General features: G+C 70.5%; 25 protein-coding genes. 11 read left to right on the forward strand and 14 right to left on the reverse strand.

From position 1 onward, the window contains the following. Nucleotides 1-570: 570 nt before the first annotated feature. The 5 genes from ON29_RS25220 to ON29_RS25240 all read right to left on the reverse strand — a co-directional run bounded on the left by ON29_RS25220 (nt 571) and on the right by ON29_RS25240 (nt 5,065). Nucleotides 571-2,169, reverse strand: a complete 1,599-nt coding sequence (locus ON29_RS25220) for an amidohydrolase (RefSeq protein WP_040870114.1) — start codon at nt 2,167-2,169, stop codon at nt 571-573. A gap of 40 nt (nt 2,170-2,209) precedes the next feature. Continuing rightward, a complete protein-coding gene (locus tag ON29_RS25225) occupies nt 2,210-2,464 on the reverse strand; it encodes a ribbon-helix-helix protein, CopG family (RefSeq protein ID WP_040870117.1) in 255 nt (84 codons plus the stop codon). 57 nt (nt 2,465-2,521) lie between these two features. Continuing rightward, entirely contained in the window at nt 2,522-3,004 is a 483-nt protein-coding gene (locus ON29_RS25230; protein WP_040870118.1) for an FxsA family protein, read from the reverse strand. A 92-nt stretch (nt 3,005-3,096) separates the two neighbouring features. Next, on the reverse strand, nt 3,097-3,756 hold the full coding sequence (locus ON29_RS25235) for a response regulator (RefSeq protein WP_040870148.1): 660 nt from the start codon (nt 3,754-3,756) through the stop codon (nt 3,097-3,099). A 136-nt stretch (nt 3,757-3,892) separates the two neighbouring features. Next, nucleotides 3,893-5,065 (reverse strand): sensor histidine kinase, encoded by a 1,173-nt coding sequence (locus ON29_RS25240; protein ID WP_040870120.1) that lies wholly within the window; start codon nt 5,063-5,065, stop codon nt 3,893-3,895. A gap of 361 nt (nt 5,066-5,426) precedes the next feature. Here ON29_RS25240 and ON29_RS25245 point away from each other — a divergent pair, with 361 nt between their 5' ends. Further along, a complete protein-coding gene (locus ON29_RS25245; protein WP_040870122.1) occupies nt 5,427-6,194 on the forward strand; it encodes a TSUP family transporter in 768 nt (255 codons plus the stop codon). Here the strand turns inward: ON29_RS25245 and ON29_RS25250 are convergent, their stop codons facing one another. Next, complete coding sequence (locus ON29_RS25250; protein WP_245549102.1) at nt 6,195-6,842, reverse strand: TetR/AcrR family transcriptional regulator; 648 nt, start codon at nt 6,840-6,842, stop codon at nt 6,195-6,197. 180 nt (nt 6,843-7,022) lie between these two features. Between ON29_RS25250 and ON29_RS25255 the strand changes: the two genes are divergently transcribed. Both ON29_RS25255 and ON29_RS25260 read left to right on the forward strand, forming a co-directional pair. Then, nucleotides 7,023-8,546: a TldD/PmbA family protein gene (locus ON29_RS25255; protein WP_085994943.1), complete on the forward strand. Its 1,524-nt coding sequence runs from the start codon at nt 7,023-7,025 to the stop codon at nt 8,544-8,546. Continuing rightward, the gene (locus ON29_RS25260; protein ID WP_245549103.1) at nt 8,543-9,931 is read left to right on the forward strand and encodes a metallopeptidase TldD-related protein; all 1,389 of its coding nucleotides are present in this window, start codon (nt 8,543-8,545) and stop codon (nt 9,929-9,931) included. Before ON29_RS25255 ends, ON29_RS25260 begins: the two co-directional genes overlap by 4 nt. 10 nt (nt 9,932-9,941) lie before the next feature. On the opposite strand, the gene ON29_RS25265 is transcribed toward ON29_RS25260, so the two are convergent. Both ON29_RS25265 and ON29_RS25270 read right to left on the reverse strand, forming a co-directional pair. Further along, nucleotides 9,942-10,325, reverse strand: a complete 384-nt coding sequence (locus ON29_RS25265) for a PPOX class F420-dependent oxidoreductase (protein ID WP_040870152.1) — start codon at nt 10,323-10,325, stop codon at nt 9,942-9,944. A 68-nt stretch (nt 10,326-10,393) separates the two neighbouring features. Next, nucleotides 10,394-10,942, reverse strand: coding sequence for a PadR family transcriptional regulator (locus ON29_RS25270; RefSeq protein WP_040870124.1), 549 nt, complete (start codon nt 10,940-10,942; stop codon nt 10,394-10,396). A 114-nt stretch (nt 10,943-11,056) separates the two neighbouring features. Here ON29_RS25270 and ON29_RS25275 point away from each other — a divergent pair, with 114 nt between their 5' ends. Beyond that, the gene (locus ON29_RS25275) at nt 11,057-11,773 is read left to right on the forward strand and encodes a DUF8817 family protein (RefSeq protein WP_040870126.1); all 717 of its coding nucleotides are present in this window, start codon (nt 11,057-11,059) and stop codon (nt 11,771-11,773) included. 16 nt (nt 11,774-11,789) lie between these two features. Here the strand turns inward: ON29_RS25275 and map are convergent, their stop codons facing one another. Then, a complete protein-coding gene (map, locus tag ON29_RS25280; RefSeq protein ID WP_040870128.1) occupies nt 11,790-12,554 on the reverse strand; it encodes a type I methionyl aminopeptidase in 765 nt (254 codons plus the stop codon). A gap of 104 nt (nt 12,555-12,658) precedes the next feature. Between map and ON29_RS25285 the strand changes: the two genes are divergently transcribed. Beyond that, on the forward strand, nt 12,659-12,922 hold the full coding sequence (locus ON29_RS25285) for a helix-turn-helix transcriptional regulator (RefSeq protein WP_040870129.1): 264 nt from the start codon (nt 12,659-12,661) through the stop codon (nt 12,920-12,922). Here the strand turns inward: ON29_RS25285 and ON29_RS25290 are convergent. After that, a complete protein-coding gene (locus ON29_RS25290; protein WP_040870130.1) occupies nt 12,919-13,314 on the reverse strand; it encodes a PPOX class F420-dependent oxidoreductase in 396 nt (131 codons plus the stop codon). The two genes, ON29_RS25285 and ON29_RS25290, sit on opposite strands and share 4 nt — an antisense overlap. Nucleotides 13,315-13,441: 127 nt before the next feature. Then, entirely contained in the window at nt 13,442-14,608 is a 1,167-nt protein-coding gene (locus ON29_RS25295; RefSeq protein WP_040870131.1) for an epoxide hydrolase family protein, read from the reverse strand. A gap of 123 nt (nt 14,609-14,731) precedes the next feature. On the opposite strand from ON29_RS25295, the gene ON29_RS37275 reads away from it, so the two are divergent. Next, nucleotides 14,732-15,511 carry a histone deacetylase gene (locus ON29_RS37275; protein WP_245549104.1) on the forward strand — a complete coding sequence of 260 codons (780 nt, stop codon included), beginning with the start codon at nt 14,732-14,734 and terminating at the stop codon, nt 15,509-15,511. Here ON29_RS37275 and ON29_RS25305 read toward each other — a convergent pair. After that, nucleotides 15,445-16,716: a PucR family transcriptional regulator gene (locus ON29_RS25305; protein WP_040870132.1), complete on the reverse strand. Its 1,272-nt coding sequence runs from the start codon at nt 16,714-16,716 to the stop codon at nt 15,445-15,447. The genes ON29_RS37275 and ON29_RS25305 overlap by 67 nt on opposite strands. 208 nt (nt 16,717-16,924) lie before the next feature. Here ON29_RS25305 and ON29_RS25310 point away from each other — a divergent pair, with 208 nt between their 5' ends. Then, nucleotides 16,925-17,302, forward strand: coding sequence for a hypothetical protein (locus ON29_RS25310; protein WP_040870134.1), 378 nt, complete (start codon nt 16,925-16,927; stop codon nt 17,300-17,302). Nucleotides 17,303-17,323: 21 nt separating this feature from the next. Here ON29_RS25310 and ON29_RS25315 read toward each other — a convergent pair whose 3' ends face one another. Next, on the reverse strand, nt 17,324-18,274 hold the full coding sequence (locus ON29_RS25315) for an FAD-dependent oxidoreductase (RefSeq protein ID WP_040870136.1): 951 nt from the start codon (nt 18,272-18,274) through the stop codon (nt 17,324-17,326). Nucleotides 18,275-18,384: 110 nt separating this feature from the next. Between ON29_RS25315 and ON29_RS25320 the strand changes: the two genes are divergently transcribed. Next, nucleotides 18,385-19,488: a glutamate--cysteine ligase 2 gene (locus ON29_RS25320; protein WP_040870138.1), complete on the forward strand. Its 1,104-nt coding sequence runs from the start codon at nt 18,385-18,387 to the stop codon at nt 19,486-19,488. A gap of 41 nt (nt 19,489-19,529) precedes the next feature. Here ON29_RS25320 and ON29_RS25325 read toward each other — a convergent pair whose 3' ends face one another. Further along, nucleotides 19,530-20,258, reverse strand: a complete 729-nt coding sequence (locus ON29_RS25325) for an anti-sigma factor (protein WP_040870139.1) — start codon at nt 20,256-20,258, stop codon at nt 19,530-19,532. Nucleotides 20,259-20,624: 366 nt separating this feature from the next. Between ON29_RS25325 and ON29_RS25330 the strand changes: the two genes are divergently transcribed. From ON29_RS25330 to ON29_RS37840, 3 genes are all read left to right on the forward strand, one after another. Next, on the forward strand, nt 20,625-21,173 hold the full coding sequence (locus tag ON29_RS25330; RefSeq protein ID WP_040870141.1) for a TerD family protein: 549 nt from the start codon (nt 20,625-20,627) through the stop codon (nt 21,171-21,173). Nucleotides 21,174-21,354: 181 nt separating this feature from the next. Next, the gene (locus ON29_RS25335) at nt 21,355-21,771 is read left to right on the forward strand and encodes a phage holin family protein (RefSeq protein ID WP_040870142.1); all 417 of its coding nucleotides are present in this window, start codon (nt 21,355-21,357) and stop codon (nt 21,769-21,771) included. Continuing rightward, nucleotides 21,768-21,912 (forward strand): DUF3618 domain-containing protein (locus tag ON29_RS37840; protein WP_157172898.1); only part of this gene is annotated, 145 nt, incomplete at its 3' end. The genes ON29_RS25335 and ON29_RS37840, both read left to right, overlap by 4 nt.

Consider the following 21,912-nt stretch of genomic DNA (forward strand, 5'->3'; position numbering starts at 1 on the left):
ATCGTCACCAGCCACCGGATCGTTAACCGCCGCTGCCACGATGTCGGCTTCCTGATCGCATTCCTCCGGAAAAACCGGCAATTCCCGGCCGGAACCAGCGAACCGGTAGCCCGAGTTGGCGCCGGGTGAACTCGCCACTCGAACGTGCGAGGCCGCTGCCTCGCAGTCCCGTCCGCGCTCGCACCGCCGCTCTTCCGGGAACCCGCCGCTCTGGCACTCAGTGCCATGCCCGTCCTCGTACCGGCGCGGTAGCGCCACACGGCGGACAGGTGGCGGCCCGAGTTCCGCCGGGTCATCGAGCGTAAGCATCCCGCTGTCCGGCGATCAGGCCTGAGAAACCCGGTTACCGCACTCCCGCAAACGCACTCCGCTCGGCGGACTTCATCTTTTGTGACTGCCCTCCACGCACGCTCCGGACTGGACGCCGGCTGCCCTGCGGTCGTCGGCTGGAGATACGGCGTCCGCCGTTCGGCCGACCTGGGGCCCGTAGAGGGAAAGCGAGAGGGGAATGTCCGGCCCAATTTACGTACCCGAGGGCCGGGAGCCGTCGCGGGCTCCGCGGCCGCCCGCTCATCGCGCATAGATCGTCACTCCCCGGTGCACGGTACGCAGGCACGTGGGCAGCGGTGCGTCCGGTTCGAGCGCGGGCAACCCCGGCACGCGCGACCGCGGGTCCGTGGACCAGCGCTGCACCGAGTCGGCGGCCGCGGCGACGACGAGTTCGCCGGTATCCCAGATCGCGTAGGAAGCGGGCGCGCCGGGTACCAGGGTGCCCGCCACCCCGTCGCGGACGCCGCCCGCGCGCCAAGCGCCGCGGGTGGCCGCTGCGAACGCGGCGCGCGGGGACAAGCCGTGGCCGGGGGTGCGGTGAGCGGTCGCGGCACGCACCGCCGCCCACGGGTCGAGCGCGGTGACCGGGGCGTCGGAGCCGATCGCCAGGGCGACGCCCGCGGAGGCCATGGCGGCGAACGGGTTCAACGCCGCGGCGCGCTCGGCGCCGAGCCGCGCGGCGTACATGCCGCCCGGCCCACCCCACGCGGCGTCGAATCCCGGTTGCACACTGGCGATCACACCCCAGCGCGCCAGGCGGGCGATGTGCTCGCCGTGGACGAGCTCGGCGTGTTCGACGCGATGCCCGAGTGCCGCGACCGCCGGGACGCCGAGTTCGGTGACCACCCGTTCGACACCGGCGAGGACGGCGTCCATGGCGGCGTCGCCGATCGCGTGGAATCCGGCCTGGATACCGGCGACGGTGCAGGCGCGGACGTGGACGGCGATCGCCTCGGCGTCGAGATAGCTTCGGCCGCAGCCGGATTCGTCGGCATAAGGCGCACGCAGCCATGCGGTATGCGATCCGAGGGAGCCGTCGACGAACAGGTCACCGCCGAGGGCGTGCACCCCGAGTTCGTCGATCAGGGCGCGGGCCTGCTCGGCGCTACCCACCGCCTCGCCCCAATAGGCCCGGACCTGGACGCCGTGTTCGAATTCGAGCAGTTCGCGCACGTCGGCGCGGCCCGCGATCTCCGGGCCAGCGCACTCGTGGACCGCGACGACACCGCGCGCGGCGGCGTGGTCGAGTGCCACGGCGCGCGCTCGATCCCGTTGCGCCCGGGTGAGATTCGCGAGCGCGGCGGCGCGCACCGCGTGATGGGCGGCGGCGCGTACGGGCTCGCCACGGGTGAATCCGTCGGTGCCGGGCAGTTCGGGCCGCGCGTCCAGCAACGCCGAGGACGCCACCGCGGAGTGCGCGTCCACCCGCGAAAGGTAGACGTGCCTGCCCGCACCCGCCGCCGTGTCGAGCTCCTCGACGGTGGGCGGCCGTCCCTCCGGCCAGGTGGTCTCGTCCCAGCCGTCGCCCAGGATCGCGCCGTCGGGCTGTGCCTCGGCGAACTCGCGCAGCAACCGCAGGCAGTGCTCGAGCGACCGGGTGGCCGAGAGGTCGAGCCCGGTCGATTTCAGGCCCAGCGCGGTGACGTGCACGTGCGGATCGACGAACGCGGGCGCGACGAAGGCGCCGTCGAGGTCGACGATCTCGGCCTCCGGGTGCAGCGCGCGACCCGGTTGCTCGGCGCCCAGCCAGACGACGGTGCCGTCGCTCACCGCCATCGCCGTGGCGTCGGGTGAACTGGCACTGTAGAAACGACCGCCGATCAGCAACTGGGTACTCACGAGGCACCAGTCTGCCGTATGCCCGATCCGGCGGTTTCGGTCAGCCGTTCAGCAGGGGGTGGCGCGCCAGATCCTCCGGCTGCGCCAGCACCGCCATCACTTCCGCGTATTCCGGCGGCGCACCGCCGGTCGCCGCGGCCGCCGGGGGCAGGCAGCCCGCCTCCACGGCGATCAGCTCCAGCCGCAGCGCCGCGGCCGTGAATCCGGAAATCGACTGTCCCGCAGCGGCCGCCGCTCGTTTGACCGCGGCAGCCAGCTCCTCGCTCACCGTTACGGTGAGTTGCTCGGTGGCCATCGCGCCACGATAGCCCTTCGCGGCGCGACAGGGAACCGGGTACGCCGACTCCGACGCTCAGGCCGAGGTGATCGCGCGGCGTGCGTTGCCCTGGCCGTCGTCGTACCACTGCCCCATGACGGCGCCGTCGACCACTTCGCCTCCGTCGACCACCACGCCGCGATAGGGCGCGGCCGCGACGAGCCTGCGGAAGCGGCGCGCGGCGAAGGCCAGCACGAGGGGACGCACCAGAACTCGTGTGGGAGGCAGCAGCAAGAGCAGGCCGAACAGCGACGTGACCAGGCCGGGCACGAACATCAGCACCCCGCCCGCCGCGACCAGGGCGCCGTCGGCCACGGCGGTCCCGGGCGCCACTTCCCCCCGCGCGGCCCGGCGGAACTGCTCGAACACCCGCCGCCCCTGGGAGCCGACCAGCAGCATGCCCGCGGCCGATCCGGCGATCAGCACCAGGATGGTCGGCAGCACGCCGATCAGCTGACCGACCGCGACCAGGGCGGCGACTTCGACGACGACGTACAGCACGAACAACAGGGCGGGCATGGCGATCCTTTCGGACGATCTACCCGGTCAACGTTCCGCAGCCGGGTTTTTCTCCCCGATCCGCCTGATAAGGCGCTGAGATCCGCCTCGCATCAGCCGCCCGGCCGCACCAGCCCCGTCTCGTAGGCCAGCACGACCGCCTGAACCCGGTCGCGCAGACCGAGTTTGGTGAGCACCCGGCCGACGTGTGTCTTGACCGTCGCCTCCGACAGGTACAACTGCTCGGCGATCTCGGCGTTGGAGCGTCCTGCCGCGATCTGCTCGAGCACCTCGCGCTCGCGGGCGGTGAGCACGTCGAGCACGCCCGGGTCGCGGGTCCGTGCCGGGTTCTCCGCGATGAGCCGGTCCAGCAGGCGTTTGGTGACCTTGGGCGAGACCACGGCGTCACCGGCGGCAACGCTGCGGATGGCCGAGACGAGATCCTCCGGTGGGGTGTCCTTCAACAGGAATCCGCTCGCCCCCGCCCGAAGCGCGCCGAGCGCGTGCTCGTCGAGGTCGAAGGTCGTCATCACCAGCACCCGGCTGCCATGACCTGCCTCCACGATGCGGGTGGTGGCGACGACCCCGTCCACCACCGGCATCCGCACGTCCATCAGCACCACATCGGGGCGCAGTTCCGCCGCTGCGGCGACCGCGGCGGCGCCGTTGGCCGCCTCGCCGATCACTTCGATGTCGGGGTGCGCGCCGAGCACCATCTTCAATCCCATCCGCATGAGTTCCTGGTCATCGACGACGAGCACGGTGATCGGCACGTTGCCCAATGTAACGTGACCGCTTCCGCGCGCCGGGCGACCTGTGCCGTGACGGCTCGCGCGCACCAGTCCGTGGAGGCCGAAACCCTGTGCGGCGCAGCGCTCTACGCGTCGCGGAAGAATAAGGTGGCCCGGCTCACTCCGCTACGACCGGTCGCAGCGGGATGCCGGCGTGCACGCGCCAGGCTCCGTCGGCGTCGCGGCCCGCTTCCAGACTGCCGCCGAGGACGGCGACGCGTTCGCGCATCCCGACCAAGCCGAGCCCGCTGCCCTCGATGCGCGTGCCCGATTCGTGCAGTGGGACCCCGCCGGTGTCGGTGACGTCGATCAGCACGTCGGCGTCGGTACGGCGGACCCGCACCCACGCCTTCGGGTGCGGCCCGGCATGCCGCAGCGTGTTGGTCAGCGATTCCTGCACGATGCGATGCACGCCGAGGCTCACCTCGGGGGCGATGTCGTCGAGTTCGCCGGTCAGCTCGAGTTCCACGGCCAGACCGGTGCCCCGCATCATCTCCACGACCTTGGCGATGCCGGCGGTACCGTGCTGGGGCAACTGGTCGGGAGCGTGTTCGGTGCGCAGCAGAGCCACGGTTCTGCGCAGTTCGCGCAGTGCTTCGCGGCCGGTGCCCGCGATGGTGGAGAGCGCCTGTTCGGCGGCGTCCGGGTCGCGGCGCAGTGCGTATCTCGCGCCGTCGGCCTGCACGATGATCACGCTCACCGCGTGGGCCACCACGTCGTGCAGTTCCCGCGCGATGCGGGTGCGTTCAGCCGCGACGGCGTCGTGCGCGCGACGCTCCCGGTCGTAGTCGGCGACCGCGAGCCGGGCCGCCACCTCGGCGTCGTAGGCGTGCCGCGCGCCGATGAACTCCGCGAGCGTCCAGCACAAGGCGTAGAACATGATGGTGAACACGCTGTCGGAGCCGGAGGGTTTCCCGATCGCCACGACCGAGAGCGCGAGATCCACCGCCAGGCCGAGCCCGTACCACAGTCCCTCCCGCCTGCCGACGTAGGCGACCAGGGTGTAGAGCATGATGCCGTGCGACAGCATCGCGATGTGGTCGGCGTCGTCCTCGGACAGGAAGCCCACCAGCGTCGCCGTCAACGACAGTGCCAAGGTGGTGGCCGCCATGGCCCGGGGGTACACCCGGCGCAGGGTGAGCGGCAGCGGGAGCAGCACCCCGATGGCCAGGTAGGCGAGCTTGTTGTGCGCGCTACCCGCGCCGATGATCTCGAGCAGCACGAACACCGCAGCGAGCACCGAATCGGCCACGACGGGCTTGCCCCGGAGCCACAGACTGAAACGACGCACGCGCTCAGCCTAGATCCGCCCGCCTGGAAGGCAGGCGGGCCCGGCGGCGGGCTCCGTCACGGACGGTTGTCGGCCGCCGCGCTGACCGAAGCGGCTCCGAGCCCCTGACCGGCCCATTCGTCACCGGCCTCGGGGAGATCGCGCGCGAGTTCGACGTGTTCCCGGTCGTCGGAACGGTGGAGCTGGGCGCGATCTCCGGCACGACACCACCGTCGAGACCTGGTCGAGGGGCGTCCGAGGGTTGCCCGCGCACGATATCGCGGCCGCACGCGCGCCGGTCTCTCCGAGGACGACGCGTATCCGGTCAGGACCGATGGCGGGCCGAACACCCGGCCAGGCCGGGGTCTGGTTGTCTACCGGGGTGGAGATCGGAGACTGGGCGGTTCTGTTGACGGCGGCGACGGCCGCGGGCTGGGTGGACGCGGTGGTGGGTGGCGGCGGGCTGATCGTGTTGCCGACGTTGTTCGTGGTGGCCCCCGGCATCGCGCCGCAGACCGCGCTGGGCACCAACAAGCTCGCCGCGGTCGCCGGGACGAGCGCCTCGGTGCTGACCTTCGCGCGCAAGGTGCCGATGCGCTGGCGGGTGCTGCTGCCCGCGGCGGTGATCGCCGCGGCGGCGGCCGCGGTGGGCGCCGCCGCGGTCTCGCTGATCGACCGCGAACTGTTCGTCCCGATCGTGATGGTGGTGCTGGTCGGCGTCGCCGTGTTCGTCACGCTGCGTCCGTCGATCGGCGTCACCTTGGCCACTCACCCGCCCACCCGGCGCAAGATTGTGCTCACGGTGGCGCTGGCGGCGGGGTTGATCGGCTTCTACGACGGCCTGCTCGGTCCCGGCACCGGCACGTTCCTGATCATCACCTTCGCGACCCTGCTCGGCACCGAGTTCGTGCGGGCCGCCGCCATGGCGAAGGTGATCAACTGCGGCTCCAACGTCGGAGCGTTGATCTTCTTCGGGGCGACGGGGCACATCCTGTGGGCGCTCGGCGCGGGGATGGCCGTGGCGAACGCCCTCGGTGCCGTGGTCGGCGCGCGCATGGCGCTGCGCAAGGGCGCCGAGTTCGTGCGCGTCGTGCTGCTGGTGGTGGTGATCGTGATGGTGATCCGCTTGGGTTGGCAGCAGTTCGGCTGATCAGCCCACCGGTTCGGCGCGCTGGGTGGCGAGCCAGGGTTGCAGCACCTGCGATGTCGTCTCGTGAATCCTGCGCTGCAGGCGCTCCGCGTCCTCGACACCGGCCACCGGCTGCTGGAACAGCACGGTCAGCGCACCCGACACCGCGCCGACGACCGCGCCGACCAGGGCGGCGGCGCCGACCTCGTCGAGTTCGCCGGGAAACGCCTTGTGCAACTGTCTGGCGATCTCGCGCTGGGTGACCAGTTGGGCGTGCGCGGCGCGGCCGCTCACCGCGGGCACGGTCCGTGACACCTGGGCGCGCAGCGCGCCGATCCGGGCATAGAGGTCGTCGACGAGATGCTCGCCGGGGTTGTCACCGGCGGCACGCAAGGCGCGCAGCAAGACCTCCACCGGCCGTTCTCCCGGTCGTCGGCTGGCGATGGCCGCCACCGCGGCGCGCACGCGCTGGTCGGATTCCGGGAAGAGCAGCTCTTCCTTGCTGGCGAAATAGTTGAAGAACGTGCGGGTGCCGACGTCCGCCGCGGCGGCGATGTCGGCCACCGTGGTCTCCTCGTAGCCTCTGGTCTCGAACAGCTCGGCTGCGGCTTCCAGGATGGCTCGGCGGGTACGTTCGCGTTTGCGGTCACGAAGGGCGGATGGCGGCACGCGGGCACAGTACGGCATCCGGCGAGCAACACGCCGGAGGTACGAGTGTCGCGCGCGCCGTTGGCCCTGCGGCAGCGGCGCATTCCGCGCGAACCGGCACGCGATGCATTCTCGCACGGCGTGTGATCACCGCGCCCGCACGCACTCGCGGCGCCACCGGCTAGGTTGGTGCGGGTGAGCATCGCGACTTCCAGAGACGTGGACGCCGAGTTCCTCGACCTGCCGCTGGCCGCGCTCGCCGACGCCGCCCTGGCCGCGGCGACGGCAGCCGGCGCCGAACACGCCGACCTGCGGGTGCATCGCCTGGTCACCCAGTCGATCCGCTTGCGCGACGGCCGGGTCGAGGCGGTCACCGACAGTACCCGACTCGGCTTGGCCGTGCGGGTGATCGTCGACGGCACCTGGGGTTTCGCCTCGCACGCCGCGCTGACACCCGACACCGCCGCCGAGGTGGCGCGTACCGCGGTCACCGTCGCGACCACGTTGCGAGCGCTCAACCGCGAACGCGTCGAGTTGGCCGACGAGCCGCGCTACGCCGACGCGCGCTGGGTGTCGGCCTACGACATCGACCCGTTCAGCGTGCCGACCGGCGAGAAGCTGGCACTGCTGCAGGAATATTCGGAGCGGCTGTCGCACGCCGACGGGGTGGACCACGTCACCGCGAGCGTGCTGCAGGTCAAGGAGCAGACCTTCTACGCCGACACCGCGGGCTCGTCGATCACCCAGCAGCGGGTGCGGCTGCACCCGAGCCTCGAGGCGATCACGGTGGACACCTCGGCGGGAGTGTTCGAGACGATGCGCACGCTGGCCGCGCCGGTGGGCCGCGGGTGGGAATACGTCACCGGCGCCGACGGCGTGTGGGACTGGGACGGCGAACTCGCGCATATCCCGGAGTGGCTGGCCGAGAAGGTGAAAGCGCCCAGCGTGCAGGCCGGCCCGACCGATCTGGTCATCGATCCGACCAACCTGTGGCTGACGATTCACGAATCGATCGGTCACGCCACCGAGTACGACCGGGCCATCGGCTACGAATCCGCCTACGCGGGCACCTCCTTCGCCACGCCCGACAAGCTCGGGTCGCTGCGCTACGGCACCCCGATCATGCACGTGACCGGCGACCGCACCGAATCGCACGGGCTGGCCAGCGTCGGCTACGACGACGAAGGCGTCGCGGGGCAGCGCTGGGACCTGGTCCGCGACGGCGTCCTGGTCGGTTATCAACTGGACCGGGTTTTCGCGCCGCGCCTGGGTCTGCGGCGGTCCAACGGCTGCTCGTACGCGGACTCGGCGCATCACGTGCCGATCCAGCGGATGGCCAACGTCTCGCTGCAACCCGATCCGGACCGCGACACCAGCACCGAGGAGTTGATCTCGCGGGTGGACGACGGTCTCTACATCGTCGGCGACAAGTCGTGGTCGATCGATATGCAGCGCTACAACTTCCAGTTCACCGGCCAGCGGTTCTTCCGCATCCGCGGCGGGAAGCTGGACGGCCAGGTGCGCGACGTCGCCTACCAGGCCACCACCACCGAATTCTGGGGCGCGATGGAAGCCGTCGGCGGACCGTCCACCTGGCAGCTCGGGGGCGCGTTCAACTGTGGCAAAGCGCAGCCAGGCCAGGTCGCCGCGGTCAGCCACGGCTGCCCGTCGATCCTGGTGCGCGGCGTGAACATTCTCAACACCCGGACGGAGGCCGGCCAGTGAGCGACGATCTGTTCCCCGCGAGCGCGACCGTGGAGCGGGCGCTGGCGCTGTCGCGCGCCGACGAGGCGATCGTGATCGTCCGCGACGAGCACGAGGCGTCGCTGCGCTGGGCCGGGAACTCCATGACCACCAACGGGTCCTCGGTGTCGCGGCACTGGACCGTGGTCTCGGTGTTCCGCGACGGACCTACCCTCGCCCGGGTCGGCACGATCGCCTCGACCAGTGTCGATCCCGGCGATATCGAGGCCGTGGTGCGGGCGAGTGAGGCGGCGGCGCGCGACGCCGAGCCCGCACGAGACGCGATGCCGCTGCTCGAGCCGGACGCCGCCGACGACGACTGGACCGCCCCGGCGGGTGGTACCGGCATCGAGGTGTTCACCGATCTGGCCGAGGGCCTGGCCGCCGGATTCGACAGTGCCGACCGGCTCTACGGCTTCGCCCACCATCAGATGCACACCACGTGGCTGGGCACTTCGACCGGCATCCGCCGCCGCTTCGTGCAGCCGACCGGTTCGGTGGAGATCAACGGAAAGCGCGGTGAAGGCGCGGATCTGGCCAGCGCGTGGGTAGGGGTCGGCACCGCGGACTTCACCGACGTCGACGTTTCCGGACTGCTCGCGGACCTGTCCCGTCGCCTGGACTGGGCCGAGCGCAAGGTCGAGTTGCCCGCGGGCCGCTACGAGACGTTGCTTCCGCCCTCCACCGTCGCCGACCTGATGATCTATCTGGCCTGGTCGATGGAGGGCCGGGGCGCGCAGGAGGGCCACACGGCGTTCGCGCGGGCGGGCGGGACCCGGGTCGGCGAGCGCCTGAGCGATATCCCGCTCACCCTCTACTCCGACCCGCACGCCCCCGGCCTGGAATACCGCCCGTTCGTGGCGGCGACCGCGTCGTCGGAATCGATGTCGGTGTTCGACAACGGCTTGTCCGCCGAGCGCGTCGACTGGCTGCGCGAGGGCGTGATCTCCGCGCTGATCTATCCGCGCGCCAGCGCCGCCGAGTTCGACGCCCCCGCCACGGTTCCCGGCGAGAACCTGCTGCTCACCGGCGGTTCGGAAGCCACGATCGATGACATGATCGCGCACACCGAGCGCGGCCTGCTGCTGACCACGCTGTGGTACATCCGCGAGGTCGACCCGGCGACGCTGCTGCTCACCGGACTCACCAGGGATGGGGTGTACCTCGTCGAGAACGGCGAGGTCACCGCCGCGGTGAACAACTTCCGGTTCAACGAGAGCCCACTGGACCTGCTCCGGCGGGTGAGCGAGGCCGGCGCGACCGAACTCACGCTGCCACGCGAATGGAAGGACTGGTTCACCCGGACCGCCATGCCGCCCTTGCGGATTCCCGACTTCCACATGTCGTCGGTCAGCCAGGCGACCTGATCGGCGCGGGTCAGGCAGCGGGGGTGATCTCGATGCCGATGGTGCCGGACTTGCCGCGCCGCAGGTTGCTGCCGAGGATGACCAGCGGCCCGGTGAGCCAGTACTTGCGGCGCAGCAGTTTGCGCACCCGTTCGGTGCCCTCGGCGTCGAGCAGCCGCCCGGTCCCTTCGATCACCGCACCGCGCGGCTTGCCGGTGGCGTTGCACGCTTGCAGGGTGACCGCCGGATTGCGGCGCAAGCGCTTGACCTTCCAGCTGTCGGTGACGGTCCAGACGTACAGTTTGCCGTTGTCGGTCACCGCCCACACCGCGGTGCCGACGGGAGTTCCGTCCTTACGGAAGGTGGTCAGCAGCACGTAGTCGGCTTCGGCGACGGCGTCCAGCGAATTCGTCATGCCGGGCAGCGTATCCCGCATCGCGGCGCGGGGAGTCGGGCGGGAAAGGCGGCCTGCTCGCCGACGACCTATTCCGGCATCCGGTACTCCCCCGCTTCCAGGCGCGCCAGCACGCCCTCGGTCCACGTCGACAGGTTCGCGAACACGCCGCTCCACAGCTCCAGCAGATCGGCCGCGTGCGGCGCTTCGTATCGCCCGGGGAAGTCCGGGATCATGGCCAGCAGGTCGGCGCGCACCGCCGCACTGCGGCGGCTCTGTTCGCGCAGCTTCGCGATGACGTGCGCCCTGGGCAGCGCGTCCATGAAGGCGATGCCCGCCCCGAGTTCCTCCATGTCGACGCTGACCAGTGCCTCGTCCATCAGCTTGCGGAATTCGGCCTCGCCCGATTCGGTCAGCTCGAACAGCGTGCGCCCGGGGCCCTGGTCGCTGTTCTCGGTCGCGAACGCGCTCAGCTTCCCCTCCCGCGTGAGCTGTTTCAGCGCGTGATAGATCGAGCCGGGCTTGACATTCGTCCAGGTCTCGGCGCGCCAGGACAGCAGTTCCTGGCGCAGGGCGTACCCGTGTACGGGCTGACGCAGGCGCATCACCCCCAGCACCAGCAGGCGCACCACCGACATCGTGAACTCCTTTCGCCTCCCGAACCGCATGGTAGTCAAGTTTGACTTCCGGGCGGACAGGGGCCTACCCTTCGCTAATCAAAATTGACTACCGCAGGTAATCGGGAGGATTTCATGGCCGACATGGCGGTACCGCAGCTCTGGACCGACGACCTGTCCGGCACGCTGGATTTCTACAAAACACTCGGTTACACGGTGACGCACGAGCAGACCCGCCCCTACGTCTACGGCGCGATAGAGGACCACGGCTGCGCGCTGCACTTCGTGCCCGCACCCAAGGACGGCGACGTCCCCACCGAACGCGCGGGCTGTCTCGTCTTGGTCGACGACGTCGCGAGCAGGCATCAGGCTTTCAGCACGGCGCTGCGCACCCGCTACGGCAAGGTCCCCGCGAAGGGTCTGCCCCGGATCACCCGCTTCCGGCCGGGGCAGTCCCGGTTCACCGTGGTCGATCCGGCGGGTAATCAGGTGATCTACATCCAGCGCGACGAACCCCCGGAAGTGGAATACGGCGGATCGAAGAAGCTGGACGGGCTGGCCAGAGTGCTGGACAACGCCCGCATCCTGCGTGATTTCAAGACCGACGACAAGGCCGCGTTCCGCGTGCTCGAGGTCGGTCTCGGCCGGTTCCGTGCCGAGGCGCCGCGGCTGGACGTTGCCCGGGCGCTGGCGGCGCTCGCCGAACTGGCCGTCGCGATCGGAGAACCGGGTCGCGCCGAGCAGTTCCGCGACGGGTTGCGCGCGATGGGGCTGTCCGCCGGGGAACGCGCGTCCATCACCGGGGAGTTGCGCGCCTCCGACGACCTCACGGCCTGGCTGTCGGAGACATAGCCGCCGGTCGGCGCACTCACGCCGCGGTCAGCACCTCCGGTCCGTCCGGAGTGATCGCGATGGTGTGTTCGGAGTGGGCGGTCCGCGAGCCGTCCGCCGAGCGGATGGTCCAGCCATCGGGATCGGTGACGATGCGGTCGGTCGTGCGCGCGAACCACGGTTCGATCGCGATGGTGAGTCCGGGCCGCAGCCGATAGCCGCGCCCGGGCCTGCCCGCGTTCGGCACGTGCGGGTCCTCGTGCATGGTGCGGCCCAGGCCGTGTCCGCCGAACTCCGTATTCACCGGGTAGCCGTACGCACGCGCCACCGCGGCGATGGCGGCGGAGATATCGCCGATGTGGTTGCCGGGCACCGCGGCCACGATCGCCGCGGACAGCGCCTCCTCGGTGGCCCGCACCAGCCGCGCGTCCTCGTCCGCGGCGGAACCGGTCACCACCGTGGTCGCCGCGTCCGCGACCCAGCCATCGATCCCGACCGCGAGGTCCATACTCAGCACGTCGCCGTCGCGCAGCGTGTAGTCGAACGGAAGTCCGTGCAGCACCGCGTCGTTCACCGACAGGCAGACGGTGTTGCGGAACGGCCCGCGCCCGAACGAGGGGGCGTAGTCCCAGTAGCAGGACTGCGCGCCGCGTTCGCGGATGCGCTCGCGGACGTGGGCTTCCAGGTCGAGCAGATTCACTCCCACCCGCGCGCGCTCACGAAGCTCGGCGAGCACGCCCGCGACGAAACGCCCTGTCACTCGCATTCGCGCGATCTCCCCGGGGCTCTTCAACTCGACCATCTATCCTCCGCACATCGGTATTTTAATACCACGATAGCCGTGCCGGTATTTTAATCCCAATCGGGTCGCTTGCGGTGCTCACCGGCCGTCCGTAGCCTGAGCGCATGGTCCGGCTCCCGTTGACCCCCGCGCAGATCGAGGCAGGCCGCCGCCTCGGCACCGCCTTGCGCGCCGCTCGCGCGGACCGCGAACTCACCGAGGTCGCGCGGGCGGCCGGAATCTCCCCGGAGACGCTGCGCAAGATCGAGACCGGCCGGCTGCCCTCTCCGGCCTTCGGCACCGTCGTCGCGTTGGGGCAGGCGCTGGCGGTCCCGCTCGACGATCTCGCGGACATCTGGCGCTCGGCGGGGCTCGCCGAATCCGCCTAGGGCAGATCGCCTGTCGTCCTCGGATCGATCGCGATGCCGACGGACGCGTCCGCGCCGCGCAGCAGCTTGTGGCCGCGAATGGCGAGCCGGCCGATGAGGCCGTACTTGCTCGCTACCAGGTCCCGGACCCGTTGCGTGCCGTCCGCGTCGAGGATGCGGGCGCTGCCCGGCAGGACCTCCTGCGCGGTGGGGCGGCCGCGCCCGTCACAGACCTGCAGCGTGACGTCGGGGTTGCGGCGGATCCGCTTGACCTTCCAGGTCTTCGGATTGGTCCAGACGACGATCCGGTCCCCCTCCGGAGCCACCCACACCGGTGTGCCGACCGGCGTCCCGTCCTTCTTGAAGGTGGTCAGCAGGACGGTCCTGCTCTGGCTCATCTCGTTCCACGTCATAGGGAAACGGTAGACCCGAACACCGGCGCAGACATCCGACCGGAGAACGGTTCGCCATTACGCGTTCGCGCGTAGCTCTCCGGCGGACGTGGGCGGCGACGCGCTCGCTCCGCCGCCCTCTCGACCGCTACCCGCGATGCTTGCGGAAGAAGGCGCGGACATCGGCCACGAACAGCTCCGGTTGCTCCGCCGCGGCGAAGTGCCCGCCCTCGCTGTATTCGGTGAAATGCTCGATGTGCCCCTCCGGATTCATCACCCGGCGCATCAACGGGTGCGTGCCGAACACCGCCCATCCCTGCGGCACCCCGGATGGCATCACCCAGTCCATCCCGGAATGAGCGTTCTCCCAGAGGAATTGCGCCGCCGACGCGCCACTGCGGGTGAACCAGTAGATGCTGACATTGGTCAGTAGCAGGTCACGATCCACCGCCTCACCCACCGGCCGTGCCGGGTCGGTCCAGGCTTGGAACTTCTCCGCGATCCAGCCGAGCTGCGCGATGGGCGAATCGGTCAGGGCGGCCGCTATGGCGTTCGGCTGAGTGGTCTGCAGCGTCAGGTATCCCTTCTGCTGGGCCCACTTCTCCCGTTCAGCACCGATAACGGCGAGCTCGTCGCCGGTGAGCCCGTCCGGCATCGGCAGTTGCTCGCCCACCAGGCCGAGTGTGCCCGGGTCGCTGTTCACATGCGTCGCGATCACCCGCTCCGGATGGGTGGCGGCAAGGCGTCCGGTGACGCCCGCGCCGATGTCGCCGCCCTGCGCCACGAACTTCTCGTAACCCAGCCTGCTCATCAGTTCCGCGAACGCCTCGGTCGTGCGCGCCAGCTCCCACCCCGTCGCGGCCAGGGGCGTGGAGAACCCGAACCCGGGCAGCGAGGGGATCACCAGGTGGAAGGCATCCGCCGGGTCACCGCCGTGCGCCCGCGGATCGGTCAGCGGGCCGATCAGCTCCAGGAACTCCACCACCGATCCCGGGTAGCCGTGGGTGATCAGCAGCGGAATCGCGTCCGGCTCGGGCGAGCGCACATGGAAGAAGTGGATGGTCTGGCCGTCGATCTCGGTGGTGAACTGGGGGTGGGCGTTCAACCGCGCCTCCTGCGCGCGCCAATCGAATTCGTCACGCCAGTACTGCGCCAGTTCGCGCAGGTAGTTCGGCGCGATCCCGCGGTCCCAGCCCCCCTCGGTGCCCGGCACCACGTACGGCGAGCGCGCCCGGCCGAGCCGCTCCCGCAAGTCGTCGAGGTCGGCCTGGGGGATGTCGATGCGGAAAGGCCGGATCTGCTTCGTGTTCGTCATGAGAGCCACTGTCGCGTCTATTGCGGAAGACTTGCTTCCGCAATCTGCCGACTTCGTCGCACGGTTTCCGGTCGGGCGCCGGGGACGCTGTGCGGGTACGGCGAAGAGCCGAGAATGGGTGTCATGATGGCGCGGCATCTCGAGGGCACGGCCGGCTCGGCGACACCCCGAGCGGCATCGGACGCGGATCGGCACCGCTCGCGCGGCGACCTGGTCTGGTACGCCGCGTACGGCTCCAATATGAGCCTGACCAGGCTGCGCACCTACCTTCGCGGCGGCAGACCGGAGGGCGGAGCGCTCACCCTGCCCGGCTGCCGCGACCACGCCGACCCGATCCGCTCGATCCCCCTCCTGCTCCCGGGCGTGCTGTATTTCGCCACCGAATCGCTGACCTGGACCGGCGGCCGCGCCTTCTACGACCCGGGCTGCCCCGGCGAGATGGCCGTGCGCGCCCACCTGCTCACCACCGCCCAGTTCTCCGACATCGTGGCGCAGGAGATGTATCGCGCCCCGGGCACGGAGCTGAAGTTGACCGAGGTGCTCGAGACGGGGACGACAACGCTCGGTCCCGGCCGGTACGAGACCCTGGTCTGCACGGGAACACATACCGGACACCCGGTGCTCACCTGCACCGCACCGTGGCGTTGTCGCGACGTGCGGGGCAATCCGCCCGCCGCCGCCTACCTGCGGCACCTGGCCGCGGGCCTGCGTGCCGCGCACGGCTGGTCCCGCCGGGCGACCGCGGGCTACCTCGCCACTCGTCCCGGCGCCGACCGGCGATGGACGCCCGAAGCGGTTCACGAACTGATCGGCGCGAAGGAGCCTCGGCGGCGAACCTACGAGGAGACCGCGGCCGCCCGGGTCCAATCCCCGACCGGCGACTCGTCCTCGTTGTCCCGGTAGCTGCGGGCGACCAGCGCGGCGCGCAGATACCAGACCCCGGAGGCCTGAGCGGGGTCGAATCCGGTGAGCTGACCGATGCGCTTGAGCCGGTAGTCCACGGTGTTGGTGTGGATGTGCAGCGATCGCGCGGTGCGCTGGCGATTCAGGTTCGTACCGATATGCCGTTTGAGCGTTTCGAGGAGTTCGGGGTGCTCGTCGAGCGGATCGAGCAGCGTCCGGAGGGTTTCCAAGCCGGGGCCCGGCCGGGTGAGCTGGTATTCCAGCGCCAGGTCGTCGAATCGGAACAGCCCGCGTCTCCAGCGCAGCCGCTGCACCATGTCGAGCAGTTCGTGGGCGCGGTCGGCGGCCGTCGGCACCTCGACCGGTGCCGCGACGATCACCGTCGCCACGATCGGCACCTGGGCCGCGCGGCCGAGCCCCTCCACCAGGTCGTCGAGGGCCTTGTCCTCGAACGAGGCGGACGGCAGCAAGACGGTGCCGCCGTCCACGCTCAGCAGCGACAGCACCGCCTCACCGCAGCGGGTCGCGAGTTCGGATTGCACCCGGCGCAGTTTTCGCCGCGCCACCACCGCCCCGTCGAGTTGCGGATTGCGTTCGTCCGGATGGGGTGGAATCGCCAGCGCGAGAACCGAATAGGAGTCGGCGATCTGGATGCCGCACTCGCGGGCCATGGTGAAGGTGGGGTGTCCGCCGAGCAGGGCCGAGGCGAGGGTGTGCGCCGCCGTGTGATGCTCGCCGACCACCGCGCGCAACTCGGTCACGTAGGCGCGCGAGACAGTCGAGGTGATGGTGTCCAGGATCTCCAGCAGGCGGCGGCTGATGTCCTTGAGGCTGTCGAAATCCGCGGCGGTCGCGTTCGCGACGATCAGGTCGAAGCCGAGCTTGAACCCTTCGTGCACGGCGTGGTGGATGGTGTCGATCGGGATGCCCTCACGCGCCCAGCCCGCCGCGGCGTTGCGCAGCAGCAAGGTCTTCTCCGGGATGTCGCTGCCGTCGAGCATGCTGACGGCCAGTTCCAGGCACAAGCGGGTGATGTTGGTGATGTCGCCGTTGAGCGCCTCGCCGGGGAGGGTCCGGCAGTGCGCGACGGTCTCGATGAAGTGGCCGACCATTTTGCGAGACAGATTCCGCACGTCCCGCAGGGAAGAACTGGCCGGGCGGCCCGAGAGGGTCAGATCCGGGCCTGCCGAATCGGTGATGGACATGTGACTCCTTCAGTCCCCGATCACGGAAAGTACTCCACGGTAACTTGACCGGGTCGACGTGCCGAGGGTCGCGCCCCCGGTTGGGGACACCACCCGAACCACGCGGTGCGCGTCTGTGAAGCATCACAAGTCGTATTCGCGCGGTCGAATTCTTTCGATCCCCGTCGTAACGTCGGTAGCAGCAGGGTCGCCGGGCGGAGGGAGGGCCATGAATATCGGCCCGCACGAGAAAGATCGGGACATCGCCGAGGTGCCCGCGAGATCCGATCGTGGCACCCGTCGCAGCGGTCCCGACGCGCTGATCCGAATGGGGCTGGAGTTGGCCCTCGTGCTGGTCGACGCGGCCGAGGCGGCCGGAAATCTCGCCCTGGGCCGGTTCGAGCACGCGGCCACCCGGTGCGCCCAGGCGGGCATCCCGATCGAAGCGGTGCACGCCGTTCTGCGCGACAGCGTCGACGCGGGCCTCGCCGGGCCCGTAGCCGGTTCGCCCGAGCGACGCACCCCACGTGACCAGGTCGAACCCGGCGTTCTCAGCGAATTCCTCGAGGCGCTGAACTCGGTCGTGGCGCGCAGCTACGCCAACTGATCCGACCGGGTCGCGGTCCGCTCACAGCGCGGCGACCAGCGCCGCGCTCTCCAGCGCGCATCCGTACCCGATGGTGATGCCGGAGCCGCCGTGGCCGTAGTTGTGGACGACGGGCGTGCCGGGCAGCACGGCGGTGTCGAGTTCCACGCGGACTTCCCGGCGACCGGGGCGCAGTCCCACCACGGTTTCCAGCACTTCGCTGCCCGCGAGAGCGGGAACCAGATCGCGGCAGCGCCGCAGAATCGATCGAGTGAGGCCGGGAGCCGGCGCCGTGTCCCACTCACCGATGTCCAGGGACCCGCCCAGCACGCAGTCGTTCGCGCGCGGATGGACGTAGGCGCGGCCGAGCGGATGCGCCTCGTCGCGGACCGAGACGGACAGTCCGGGATTCGCGACCCGCACGATCTGACCGCGGATCGGATACGCCTCCCGGTCGCCGACCAGCTCGGCGGCCCGCAGGCCTGCGCAGTTGATCACGACGTCCGGCGACAGGTCGGCGAGTTCGTCGAGCCCTCGCACGGTGCGCGGCACGCGGTGCGCGCCCGCCGCGTCCACTTGCGCACTGAGGAAGGGCAAGTAGGTCGGCATCTCCACCAAGGGAACTTCGAAACGGAACCCGAATCGGTAGCCCGGCGGCAGTTCGGCGCGCTCGGCCGACCGGAACGAGCGCACCGACCGCGACCACGCCGGTATCGGGGGTTCGTCGCGATACAGCGCCATCGACGAGCACATCCGCACACCCGGCGCGCCCGCGGCGGCCAACCCCGCCAAGTGCTCGAAAGTGATCGCGCCCCAGGCCCGCACACGATCGGCGGGGCCCGCGGCGGTCGGAAACCAGACCGCGGCGGCCAGGAAAGACGTCGTCGCCGTGATCGGCTCCGCGCTGACGACGATGACCTCGTGCCGCGCCCGGAGCAGTTCGGCCGCGGTGGACAGGCCCGTGATGCCCGAGCCGAGGACGACGATCCGCATGGAGGCGACATTATCGACCCCGGCCCGTGGGGGCCGTTGCCGCAGCACCGCCCATGGGGAGCCGTGCGTTTCGGCTGACTAGCCGGGGCGCCCCTGGGTATTGCCTGCACATGGACGATGGGCGCCTGACGGTCGGCGTAGAAGAAGAATTCCTGCTTGTCGACCCCCGTACCGGCGCGCCGCTGGCGCGCAATGTGGAAGTGGCGCGCACCGCCGAGGAGATCGGGGTCGACCTGCAACTCGAGCTGACGCGCTGTCAGGTGGAGACCAGTACAGCGGTCCACACCGATATCGGCGCACTGCACCGGCAGTTGCGGGAATTGCGCCGCGATATCGCCGCCTGCGCCGAGCGCAACGACGCACGCCTGCTCGCGGTCGGCATCCCGCCCACGGTCCCGCACGACTTCCCCGTCACCGATACGCCGCGCTACCAGCGCATCGCCGAGAACTTCGGCATGCTCGCCCACGAACAGGGACTGTCGGGCTGCCACGTGCACATCGGCGTCCCCGACGCCGAAACCGCGGTCCAGGTCAGCAACCACCTGCGGCCGTGGCTACCGCAACTGCTGGCGATGACCGCGAATTCGGCCATCTACCGCGGCACCGAAACCGGATTCGCCAGCTGGCGCAGCATCCTGTGGCGGCGCTGGCCCAGCGCGGGGCCACCGCCGTATTTCGAGTCCGCCCGTGACTACGAGGCGATGGTCGCGATGATGCTCAACAGCGGCAGCATCCTGGACAAGCAGATGGTCTACTGGGACGTTCGCCCGTCGGTCTCGTTCCCGACGGTCGAAGTGCGGGTGAGCGACATTCCCGCCACGGTCGAGGAGACCGCGCTCTTGGCGGCGCTGGTACGCGCCATCGTCGTCACGGCGCGGAAATCGTTGGCCGCGGGGCAGATCGCACCGCCGGTACCCGCCGAAGTGCTGCGGGCGGCGTACTGGAAAGCCGCCCGTTCGGGATTGGACGGCGACGGCGTCGATCCCTATGACAGCAATGTGGCGCCGGTGCGCGACCTGCTGTTCCGGCTGATCGAGCACGTGGCGCCCGCGCTGGACGAGGCAGGCGACCGGCAGTTCGTCGACGAGGCGTTCGCACACCTGCTCGCGCGCGGCAACGGCGCGCATAGGCAGGTCGCGGCGCTGCGGGCGCGCGGCGAGATCGATGACGTCGTCGAGGAGGTCGCGCGCGCGACCCTCGAAGGGTGCGACTAGCCAGGGGCGTCTCGGCGCAGGCCCCGGCGGCTCGAAGACGCTCAGCCCAGCGTGACAGCGGCGATCTGCGGCGAGGTCGGCCGCGGCGATCCTTTCGCTGGTTCGATGGTGACGGCGACGATGTCGGCGGGATCGACTCCGGTCGCCACGCCCGCCCGCGGCACGCCGGTCAACACGCCCGCCGAACGCGGCGTACCCGCGGACGACACGACCCAGAGCTGATATGCCCGGCCGGGCGGTGGGGCGGGTACCGCGTCGAAGGTGACCGCGACCGCTCCGAGCCGGTCGGAGGTGCTTACCGTCAGCGTGCCGCCGACGGACAGTTCGATCACCCGGGAACGCGCGTCCGGTTGCCTCGAGACCTGGTCGGCCGTGACCGCCGCGGCATGCGACCCCGCGGTCCGCTCGGCCACCACCACGGCGCCCGCACCCGCCGCGACGGCCACAGTGGCGGCCACCACCAACCGTGCGAGGCGACGGCGGCGGGCGAGAATTTCGCGACGGCGCCGCGCGCCGGGACGCGAGTCGTCGATCGCCCCGAGGATCTTCGACTCCAGGGTCGGTGGAGGATTCACCGCGGCGGTCGCGCTCAGTGCCGCCAGCGTCTCCCGGATCCCGTGCACCGCCGCCGCGAACGTCGCGGCGGTGCCGGAATCGGTCTTCGCAAGCCGGTTTTCGATGCGCCTGCGCTCGATCTCGGCGACCGCGTCCATCGCGTAGGGGTACGCCAGGTCGAGCAGATCCGCGCGCGAGGTCTCGGTACCGGTCATCGCCGGGCACCTCCGGTCGGTAGCCGTGGGTGCGCTCCATTCACCCGTCGCGCCGCTACCTCCGCACGCGAACCGTCCCTGGACTCCGCAGGCGAACGACCGCGCGTGGCGGGACCCGCGCCGCGGTTTCGGCGCACCTGCCCTGTGCCAACCCGCATGCCTTGACTTCGCGGCGAACGGCCTCGCGGATTGGATTCTCGCCATATCCGGCACGAACACGGGTACGCTGCTCGTCCGCCGGAATCGTCCCTATCGTCTCGGTCATGGCGTTGCCGGGTGCAGGGAAAAGGCCGCGCGCTACGACCCGGGGCACGTCCACGCTCGACGGCGGAACCCGACCGCTTTCCGACGCAGAGGAGAATATCGATGCTCACCGTGCTCCGCGATGAACGCGACGTCCCGCTCGAGCACGTCACCGTGGCACTGGGCTGGGACCCCGCTACCCGTTCGCGCTTGCTCGGCCGGCGCAAGGAGATCGATCTCAACGTCGCGGCCCTGCTCTTCGCCGCGGACCGGCTCGTCGACGTGGTGTATCACGAGCAGCTCACCTCGACGGACGGGGCGGTCCGCCTGCACGGCGACAGTCTCACCGGAGAAGGGGAGGGCGACGACGAGGTCATCAGCGTGGACCTGTCCCGCCTCTCCCCACACGTCACCACCGTGCTGTTGCTCATCACCAGCTACACCGGCCGGACGCTCGATCGGATCGCGAACGCCTACTGCCGGGTGATCGACACCGCGGCGGGCACCCAGCTCGCCCGCCACGAGCTGACCGGCGGCGGCTCGCACACCGGCATGGTGCTCGGTCGAGTGCGTCGCGCGGGCGGCGGCTGGCACTTCGAGGGCATCGGCGCGGGCCTGCAGGCGCGGCACCCGGTCGAGGCCGTTCCGCAGATCGGCGCCTACATCGAGTGACCTCCCAGCGATTTCGTTTGCACCGCAATCGCTTCGGAGACCGTCGCCGCCCGGCGAGCGCGGGTCGGCCCGGCCCGCGCACCGCTTACCCGAGCCGCGTCCGACCGGCCCGATGTCCGATTGGAATCCGGTCGCGCGGGTAGTCGCGGTGGAGGAGGTGTGACATGCCGAAGGAGGTCTCATGACCGAGACGACACAGATTCGGCCGCCCGCGAACGCTCGGTCGGTCACCGAACTGGTGGAGGACGCCACCGCACAGGTGTCCCGGCTCATCCGCGACGAACTACAGCTCGCCCGTGTCGAGATGCGGGAGAAGGGCAAGCGGTTCGGGCTCGGCGCCGGCTTGGCGGGGGTCGGGGCGCTGCTGGCGTTCTACGGCGGCGCGGCGTTGGTCGCCGCGGCGGTGCTCGGCCTCGCCGAGGTCCTGCCGGGCTGGGCCGCCGCGCTCATCGTCGCGGGCGCGCTGCTGGTGGTCGCGGCGGTCCTCGGGCTGTCCGGGAAGAAGAGCGTGGAGCACGCGGCGCCGCCGATACCGCAGGAAGCGGTCGAGGGCGTGCGCGAGGACATCGAGGTGATCAAGGACAGGAGGCGGGGATGAGCGACAGCCGACCCCGGGCCGGGCAGCCCACCGACGACGTCGCGGCCTTGCGGCGCGACCGCGACGAGGCCAGAGCGGAATTGGGCAGGACGGTCGAAGAGCTGGGCCACAAGCTCGACGTGCCCGCGCGGAGCAAGGAGA

Source organism: Nocardia exalbida NBRC 100660 (assembly GCF_000308575.1).
GTDB lineage: Bacteria > Actinomycetota > Actinomycetes > Mycobacteriales > Mycobacteriaceae > Nocardia > Nocardia exalbida.